Annotated in this window: 9 protein-coding genes; 4 read left to right on the forward strand and 5 right to left on the reverse strand. The window is 71.4% G+C overall.

Annotated features, from left to right (window positions below):
* Positions 1-40 precede the first annotated feature (40 nt).
* Together ACFXBC_RS08880 and ACFXBC_RS08885 are read right to left on the reverse strand one after the other, a co-directional pair.
* Complete coding sequence (locus tag ACFXBC_RS08880) at positions 41-436, reverse strand: DUF2267 domain-containing protein (RefSeq protein ID WP_385020427.1); 396 nt, start codon at positions 434-436, stop codon at positions 41-43.
* 399 nt (positions 437-835) lie between these two features.
* Entirely contained in the window at positions 836-1,273 is a 438-nt protein-coding gene (locus ACFXBC_RS08885; protein WP_385020430.1) for an Hsp20/alpha crystallin family protein, read from the reverse strand.
* Positions 1,274-1,400: 127 nt separating this feature from the next.
* Between ACFXBC_RS08885 and ACFXBC_RS08890 the strand changes: the two genes are divergently transcribed.
* Positions 1,401-2,063 (forward strand): type III effector protein, encoded by a 663-nt coding sequence (locus tag ACFXBC_RS08890; protein ID WP_385020432.1) that lies wholly within the window; start codon positions 1,401-1,403, stop codon positions 2,061-2,063.
* 94 nt (positions 2,064-2,157) lie between these two features.
* Here ACFXBC_RS08890 and ACFXBC_RS08895 read toward each other — a convergent pair whose 3' ends face one another.
* On the reverse strand, positions 2,158-3,456 hold the full coding sequence (locus tag ACFXBC_RS08895) for a glutathionylspermidine synthase family protein (RefSeq protein WP_385020435.1): 1,299 nt from the start codon (positions 3,454-3,456) through the stop codon (positions 2,158-2,160).
* Between the two features lie 46 nt (positions 3,457-3,502).
* Positions 3,503-3,793: a hypothetical protein gene (locus tag ACFXBC_RS08900; protein ID WP_385020438.1), complete on the reverse strand. Its 291-nt coding sequence runs from the start codon at positions 3,791-3,793 to the stop codon at positions 3,503-3,505.
* A 176-nt stretch (positions 3,794-3,969) separates the two neighbouring features.
* Between ACFXBC_RS08900 and ACFXBC_RS08905 the strand changes: the two genes are divergently transcribed.
* On the forward strand, positions 3,970-4,797 hold the full coding sequence (locus tag ACFXBC_RS08905) for a hypothetical protein (protein ID WP_385020567.1): 828 nt from the start codon (positions 3,970-3,972) through the stop codon (positions 4,795-4,797).
* 44 nt (positions 4,798-4,841) lie between these two features.
* On the opposite strand, the gene ACFXBC_RS08910 is transcribed toward ACFXBC_RS08905, so the two are convergent.
* Positions 4,842-6,233: a PLP-dependent aminotransferase family protein gene (locus tag ACFXBC_RS08910; RefSeq protein WP_385020441.1), complete on the reverse strand. Its 1,392-nt coding sequence runs from the start codon at positions 6,231-6,233 to the stop codon at positions 4,842-4,844.
* A gap of 82 nt (positions 6,234-6,315) precedes the next feature.
* Between ACFXBC_RS08910 and ACFXBC_RS08915 the strand changes: the two genes are divergently transcribed.
* On the forward strand, positions 6,316-6,849 hold the full coding sequence (locus tag ACFXBC_RS08915; protein ID WP_385020444.1) for a carboxymuconolactone decarboxylase family protein: 534 nt from the start codon (positions 6,316-6,318) through the stop codon (positions 6,847-6,849).
* A 59-nt stretch (positions 6,850-6,908) separates the two neighbouring features.
* Positions 6,909-7,634, forward strand: a complete 726-nt coding sequence (locus ACFXBC_RS08920) for an isocitrate lyase/phosphoenolpyruvate mutase family protein (protein ID WP_385020447.1) — start codon at positions 6,909-6,911, stop codon at positions 7,632-7,634.
* The last annotated feature ends 250 nt before the right edge of the window (positions 7,635-7,884 follow it).

The following is a 7,884-nucleotide window of genomic DNA, read 5'->3' on the forward strand; positions in this document are numbered from 1 at the left end:
GGCACCCGGTGACGTGCGCACCGGGTGCTGTGCGGGGGCCTCAGGCGGCTTGGGTGAGTTCGGCGCGGCCGAACAGGAGGGCGTAGCCGGTGGGGAGTTGGTCCAGGATGCGGGTGAGGAGGTCGGGGCCGGCGATGGCGGCGACGGCGGACAGGGCGGCGCCCGTGTCCCAGCGCGTGGTGGCCAGGGAGGCACCGTTGCGGGCAGCGAGGTCCTTGACGAAGGCCCAGCCGGTGAGGGGCTCGATGGCGGGGGCCTGTCCGGTGAGGATGCGGGCGGCCTCGAAGGGCAGGCGGGCCGCCAGTTCGACCCGTTCGTCACCGGTCAGCTGGCGTCCGAGTCCGGAGAGGACCAGCCGGACAGTTTCCTCAGCCCGTTCCCGGGTCGGATAGGCCGCTTCGTAGCGGACCTTCTCCAGCATCTGATCGAAAGTCATCGCTCGAAGGTGCGGGAGCGGTTCACGCGGGTCGGACATCACTGCGAAAGTCGCCTCTCTCGTCTTGAGCACATCGTGCGTGTGCCCGGCAAGGCCGAGCGCACACCAGGTTGGGTGGGCCAGGTTGGATGGCCAGGTTGGATGGACAGGTGAGTGGGCCAGGCAAGTGGACCAAGCGAGCGGGCCAAGCGAGTGGGCCAAGCGAGTGGGCCGGTCGGACAGGCAGTCAGGTGCGCGCGGGCCGGAGAGGAAACCGTGGCCTGCGGGTGGCTGAAGCCGATTCCGCCTTACGAGGGGCCGCTTGAGCTTGCTTCAGATGTGCTGTCCGGCGGGCGCAGAACGGGCGGAGGGGGATCGGGGCCCGTTCTGCGCCGTAGGCCGGCTCGGGTCGCCGGCTGCTCAGCCGGAGATCTCCTTGCGGGAGGACTCCCCGCCGACGGAGATCTTCCGGGGCTTGGCGCGCTCGGCGATCGGGATGCGCAGAGTCAGCACTCCGGCGTCGTAGTCGGCCGCGATGCGTTCGGTGTCCAATGTGTCGGCCAGCACGAGCTGGCGGGAGAAGACGCCCAGAGGCCGTTCCGACAGTTCCATCTGCACGTCGTCGCTCTTCGCCATGGGCCGCCGCTCGGCCTTGACGGTCAGCATGTTCCGCTCGACGTCGATGTCGATCGCCTCCGCGTCGACACCGGGGAGGTCGAAGGCCACTACGTACTCGTCACCCTCGCGGTAGGCGTCCATCGCCATCGCGGAGGGCCGCGTCCAGGTGCCGCTGCCGGTGCCGGTCAGCTGCTGGGCGAGACGGTCGAGTTCGCGGAAAGGGTCGGTGCGCATCAACATCGCGAAACACCTCCAGAAGGTTCGGGTTGTACCCGCCAATGCGCTTCACTGACACTGTTGTAACATGTCATCCAATGGATGACAAACAAAGTGTCGTCGAAAGGATGACAACCCGGAAGGGGTTCTCGTGACAGCCGCCGACCAGCCGCCCCACGCCGACGCCGACGCGCGGAGTCCAGCCTCGTTCCTGGCCGCGGCAGCGGCCCTGGAAGTCATCGACCACGCCGTGTGCGACGCCCATGACCGAGCTGCCGACCCCGCCGATGCGGACGCTGGCCCGCAACAGGCCCTCGCCTCTCTCCTGCTGCTGCGCGAGATCCGCGAGCAGCTCGCCGGATGGGAGACCGGCCTGATCGAGACCGCCCGCCACGCGGGGGCCAGTTGGGCCGATCTGGCCCACCCTCTCGGTGTCGCCAGCCGCCAGGCCGCCGAGCGCCGCTATCTGCGCAACCGCCCCGGCTCCGCCGGAACCACCGGAGAACAGCGCGTACAGGCCACCCGCGAAAGCCGCGCGGCCAACCGTGCCCACACCGCCTGGGCCCGCGACAACGCCGCAGCGCTGCGCCGCCTGGCCGGACAGATCACCGCTCTGACCGACCTCCCCCGTGCCTCCCGCGCCCCCCTCGGCCGGCTCGACGCGGCCCTCGCCCACAACGACCCCGCGGCCCTGGTCCCCCCACTGACGGCGGCCCGCCCCTATCTGAGCGCCCGCCACTCCGGTCTCGCCACCCAGCTCGACACCCTCATCGGGCAGAACGAGCAGCACCCTGGCCGGCCCGGCCCCGAGTGAGGGCGGGAGGGGGCTCAGGGTGTTCCGGACCGTGCGAAACGGGTCCGCACGTGCCAGTGCGGGGCCATGCGCAGGAGGCGCGACGCAACGAGGGTTACAGGATGACGTGGGGCAGGAAGCGGGCGTATTCGTCGGTCACCGGCCCCGCCGACTCCCTGATGCCGAGCCCCGCCGCTTCGTCCTCGACGACCCACGCGCCGAGCACCACCCGGTTGCCGTCGAAGTCAGGGAGCGGTGCCAACTCCTGGTAGCAGCAAGCCTCATCGGTCCGGACACCAGCGACGGAGCCCACTGTTCCGCCCCAGGTACCGGCACCACCTCCGGTGCCGGTACCTGCACCACCAGGTACCGGCACCGTGCCTGTGCCCAGGGCCGGGCCCGGGGCAGCGTCCACGCCCGCGGTCGGCTCGTGGAGCATGACACCCGCACCCTCGCGGCCGAGCAGCGGCTTGGAGACGTACCCCCGGGACAGGGCGAGTTCGCGTGGCCCGTCGAGATAGGCCGGAAGCAGGTTGGGGTGGCCGGGGTACAGCTCCCAGACCACTGCGAGCAGCGCCTTGTTGGAGAGCAGCATCTTCCAGGCCGGCTCGATCCAGCAGGTGGAGCCGGTGGAGCCACCGTTGTCGAGCGTGTCCAGGACATGCGGACCGAAGCTGTCGGTCGTCAGCCACTCCCACGGGTAGAGCTTGAAACAGCTGCGGATGAAGCGCATCCGCTCGTCGATGAAGCGCCCGGAGAGGGGGTCCCAGCCGATCCGTTCCATCGAGAGCGCCTCGGTGTCGATCCCGGCCTGCTGGGCGGTCTCCCGCAGATAGGCGGCGGTCATCAGATCCTCGCCGAGTTCGTCGGCCTCGGAGTGCGCGAAGTGCAGCGGTCCGGGCGGCAGCAGCCGGGCCTGCCGTTTCCAGGCGGCGACCAGCCGTTCGTGCAGGGAGTTCCACTGGTCGGCGCCGGGGAAGCGGTCCTCCATCCAGAACCACTGCGGGCTGGCGGCCTCGACCAGCGAGGTGGGGGTGTCGGCGTTGTACTCCAGCATTTTCGCCGGACCACTGCCGTCGTATCGGAGGTCGAACCGGGCGTAGACAGAGGGGAGTTCATCCCTGCGGTGCCAGGATTCGCCGACCAGCCTGGCCAGCCTGGGATCGGTGATGCCCAGCTCCACGAAACGGTCCCGTGCGACGATGTGGGCGGCCGCGGCGAGACACATCGCGTGGAGTTCCTCGACCACCTGCTCCAGCGCCTCGACCTCGGGAAGGGAGAACGAGTAGTACGCGCTCTCGTCCCAGTACGGGCGCAGGGAGTCGTCCGGATAGCGGGTCAGCGGATAGACCAGCCCCTGCTCCTCGACGATCTGCTGCCAGCCGGGGCGCGGTTCTATGGTGTGCCGCTGCATGATGTCCGCCCGTTCCCGTGGGTACCCCTGCTCGGTCCGTGTCCGGTCAGCCGCCGCTGGAGTGGAAACCGCCGCCGGAGTGCGAGCCGCCGCCGAACCCGCCGCGGTGCACCGAGGGCTTGCTGAAGCTGCCGCCCGAGACCTTGCCGTGTTTGGAAGAACCGCCGTAGTAGTACGTCCCGCGGCCGTTGCTGTGGGTGCACTCGTACTTGGGCAGCTGCTTGTGCGTATCGGGATCGACGCACCGCTTGTCCACATCGGAGCCGCAGGCGGTGAGCGTCGCCGCCAGTATTCCCATACCGCCGAGCACCACAGCGCCCGACCTCATCTTGCGCATCTGCCGGTCTCCCCCGTCGTACCGGCTCTTCGCGTGCGTCAGCCGGTGGTTTCGTCTGTGGGTGTACAGACTGAATCTGTCGGTGTACAGCCTGGATACAGAGTAGATGCCGTTCTGACGGGTGGCCGGTGCTGGGCCCTTCCCGGCCCAACTAGAGTCCTTTCGTGCTCCTTGGAATGATCTGCGCCCTCGGTTCAGCGGTCTGCTTCGGCACGGCCTCCGTGCTCCAGGCCGCCGCGGCCCGCGCCTCCGCACCGGGAACCGGCTCGGGCGTGGACGCCGCGCTGCTGCTGCGCGCCCTGCGCCAGTGGCGCTACATCGTGGGGCTCGGCCTCGACGGCCTCGGTTTCGTACTCCAGATCGTCGCCCTGCGCACGCTCCCCATCTACGCGGTAGGCGCCGCACTCGCCGCGAGTCTGGCGGTGACCGCTGTGGTGGCATCGCGCGTACTCGGCGTCCGGCTCTCCGGCACCGAATGGGGCGCGGTGGCCGTCGTCTGCGCGGGCCTCGGCATGCTCGGCCTCGCCTCCGGGGCCGAGGGTCACACCGCGGGGTCGTCCGCCCTGCGCTGGTCGATGCTCGGGGTCGCGGTCGGGGTCTTCCTGGTCGGCACGGCGGCCGGCCGCCTCAAGGGCAGGGCAAGGGCCCTGGTGCTCGGCCTCGGTTCCGGAGTGGGCTTCGGGGTGGTCGAGGTCTCGGTCCGCCTCATCGACTCGGCCGACTTCACCAACCCGGCGCTCTACGCACTGCTCGTCGGCGGTGGTTCGGCCTTCCTGCTGCTCACTTCGGCGCTGCAACGCGGTTCGGTGACCACGGCCACGGCCGGCATGGTCATCGGCGAGACCATCGGCCCCGCGCTCGTCGGCGTGGTCTGGCTCGGGGACCGTACGAGGGAGGGGCTGGCCCCTCTGGCGGTGGCAGGCTTCGCGGTGGCTGTCGCGGGAGCGCTCGCGCTGGCGCGGTTCGGAGAGGCCCCGACCGAACCGACACCGGCCGAAGGCTGAGGCGGGGCCAGGGGCCGGGAGGCCCCGTTCGGGCCCACCGCCCCCTACGGCAGCACCCGGCACAGCGCGTCGAGCGCCCCCGCCCATGCGCTGTCGGACGGCGTTCCGTACCCGACGACCAGCATGTCGCGCCCGTCCCGCACGCCCTCGTGCCGGAACCGCGCGCCCCCGTCCAGCGCGAGCCCCTGCCACGCCGCCGCCTGGACGACGGACTGCTCGGTGCCCGGGGGCAGTTCCAGGACGGCGTGCAGCCCCGCCGCGATCCCCGACACCCTGATGCCGGGCGCCCGTTCGGCCAGAGCCGCCACCAACTGGTCGCGTCTGCGCCGGTAGCGCAGCCGCATCGAGCGGACATGCCGGTCGTACGCACCGGAGGCGATGAACTCCGCCAGGGTCAGCTGCTCCAGCGAGCTGGACATCCAGTCGGCGTTCCCCTTCGCCGCCAGGATCTCGGCCACCATCGCATCGGGCAGCACCAGCCAGCCGAGCCGCAGCCCCGGAGCAATGGACTTGCTGGCCGTCCCGCAGTAGACGACCCGCTCGGGATCCAGCCCCTGGAGGGCCCCGACGGGCTGGCGGTCGTACCGGAACTCCCCGTCGTAGTCGTCCTCCAGGATCACCCCGCCCGTGGTTCTGGCCCACTCGACGGCGGCCGTGCGCCGGTCCGGATGGAGCGGTACGCCCATCGGGAACTGGTGCGCCGGCGTCATCAGCACCGCACCCTCACGCCCCAGCTCGCCGGTCTGCGAGCCGGACCCGTCCAGCGGGAGGGCCCGTGTGCGCAGCCCGGCCTCGGTGAGCAGGTCCCAGTGCAGATCGAGACCGTACGACTCGACGGCCACCTCCCGCACGCGTCTCCCCCGCAGCACCTTCCCCATCAGCATCAGCGCGTGGGCGAACCCGGCGCAGACCACGATCCGTTCGGGCCCCGCGTGGACACCGCGGGCCCGCGCCAGATAGTCCGCGAGGACGGTCCGCAGCTCGGGGCGGCCCCGCGGGTCGCCGTAACCGAACGCGTCGTGGGGTGCGGCGGTCAGCGCCTTCCGCGACGCCCGGAGCCACTCCGTACGCGGGAAGGACGCGACATCGGGCGTACCGGGCCGGAGGCTGTACGTGGGGCCGCTCCGGCGCGGCCGCCGGGCCGGGGGCGGCGCGGGCGCCCCCGGCGGTACGGAGCGCGGGGCCACCTTCGTCCCCGAACCCTGCCGGGCGGTGAGCCAGCCTTCGGCCACCAGTTCGGCGTAGGCGTCGGCGACCGTATTGCGGGCCACGCCCAGGTCGGCGGCGAGCGTACGCGAGGAGGGCAGCCGGGTCCCCGGCGCCAGCCGCCCGGTGCGGACGGCCCGGCGCAGCGCGTCCGTGAGGCCGACCCGCAGGCCTGGACCGGTGAGTTCCAGATGCAGGTCTACACCGAAAGTGGCCCATGAATCCGTCACGGAAATGGACCATACCCCTGCGCCATATCCGACGTAGCGTCGTACTCACACGACGAACAAGGCATGAAGGGGCAGAAACGACATGACGGACAAGACTTCCACCACGGACAGCGCATCGGCCGCGGCGCCGGAGTACCTCCCCGAGCACACCCCGCGCCTCGATATGGCGAAGCTCGCCCCCGAGGTCTACAAGGCCATGGTCACTCTGGACGCGGCGGCCAGGAGGGGCGTCGACCCGACCCTGCTCGAACTGGTCAAGATCCGGGCCTCCCAGATCAACCACTGCGCCTTCTGCCTGGACATGCACACCAAGGACGCCCTCGCGGCGGGCGAGTCGGTCGAGCGGATCGTGCAGCTGAGCGGCTGGGAGGAGTCGAAACACTTCTACACCGCGAAGGAGATCGCGGCGATCGAGCTGACCGAGGCCATCACGGTGCTGACCGACGGATTCGTACCGGACGAGGTGTACGCACACGCCGCCGAGCACTTCGACGAGGGCGAGCTGGCCCAGCTGATCGCGGCGATCACCGTGATCAACGCCTGGAACCGCTTCGCCGTCTCGACCCGCATGGTGCCGGGCCACTACACACCGGGCTCGCTCGCCCACCGCCACTGACCCGGCCGGTTCGCCGCGATCCCCACCACTGAAGGGCCACTCCATTGAAGGGCCGCTCCATGACGGACTTCCGCAGTCTCCATCTGGGCCGGCCGCCCGGCGACCCGCTGGTGCTCCCCGGCCCGTGGGACGCGGCCAGCGCCCGCGTCCTCGCGGAAGCCGGCTTCCCGGCGCTCGCCACCCCCAGCGCCGGAGTGGCAGCCGCACTCGGTTACGCGGACGGCGAGACCCCGGCCGACGAGATGTTCACCGCGATCAGCCGGATCGTCCGGGCCGTCGAGAGCTTCGGCGTGGCCGTCTCGGCGGACATCGAGGCCGGTTACGGCCTGCCGCCGGAGGAACTCGCCGGGCGGCTGCTCGACACCGGCGCCGTCGGCTGCAACCTGGAGGACTCCTCGGGCGGAGTCCTCAACGACCCGCGGGAGAACGCGGACCGGCTGGCGGCGTTCCGCGCGGCGGCGGGAGCCGGGCTGTTCATCAACGCCCGCGTGGACACGTACATCCGCGGCGTACGGGACCCGGCGCAGGCCGTCGACCGTGCCCGCCGGTATGTGGCGGCGGGCGCCGACTGCGTCTACCCGATCATGGCGCCGCCGGACCAGCTGTCCGGCCTGGCAGCCGCGATCGGGGCGCCGCTCAACGCGCTCTTCCTGCCCGACGGGCCATCCCCGCGGGAGCTGGGCGTTCTGGGCGCCACCCGCGTCACGTTCGGCCCCGGGCTGCACCGGCAGTCGATGGAACGGCTGCACCAGGACGCGAACGCGCTGAAGGCGCTGACGAGCTGAGAGAGCCCGACGAGCGGGGAGCGCCCGCCCGGCCGCACACACACCACGCCTGACGGAATGCCGTCAAGGGGAACTGGCCCCCGCCCCCCCTCTGTTCCCGGGGCGGGTGGGCAAATCGGGCGGGGGGGGGGGCGGGGAGAGTATTGGCCCGACGCGGGCGCCCCGGGCCGGCCCGCGCGCGCGGGGGGGGCCGCGGGCGCGTACGAGGACATCCACGCCGCGGCGTCGGCGATGGGCCGGATCCGCCCGG

The sequence above is a fragment of the Streptomyces sp. NPDC059398 genome (assembly GCF_042751845.1).
Lineage (GTDB): Bacteria > Actinomycetota > Actinomycetes > Streptomycetales > Streptomycetaceae > Streptomyces.

Excerpts from the sequence above, each read along its gene's own strand:
- ACFXBC_RS08880 (WP_385020427.1), bottom strand. The coding sequence starts at position 436 with ATGACTTTCGATCAGATGCTGGAGAAGGTCCGCTACGAAGCGGCCTAT.
- ACFXBC_RS08900 (WP_385020438.1), bottom strand. The coding sequence starts at position 3,793 with ATGCGCAAGATGAGGTCGGGCGCTGTGGTGCTCGGCGGTATGGGAATA.
- ACFXBC_RS08915 (WP_385020444.1), top strand. The coding sequence starts at position 6,316 with ATGACGGACAAGACTTCCACCACGGACAGCGCATCGGCCGCGGCGCCG.
- ACFXBC_RS08920 (WP_385020447.1), top strand. The coding sequence starts at position 6,909 with ATGACGGACTTCCGCAGTCTCCATCTGGGCCGGCCGCCCGGCGACCCG.
- ACFXBC_RS08895 (WP_385020435.1), bottom strand. The coding sequence starts at position 3,456 with ATGCAGCGGCACACCATAGAACCGCGCCCCGGCTGGCAGCAGATCGTC.
- ACFXBC_RS08885 (WP_385020430.1), bottom strand. The coding sequence starts at position 1,273 with ATGTTGATGCGCACCGACCCTTTCCGCGAACTCGACCGTCTCGCCCAG.
- ACFXBC_RS08905 (WP_385020567.1), top strand. The coding sequence starts at position 3,970 with ATGATCTGCGCCCTCGGTTCAGCGGTCTGCTTCGGCACGGCCTCCGTG.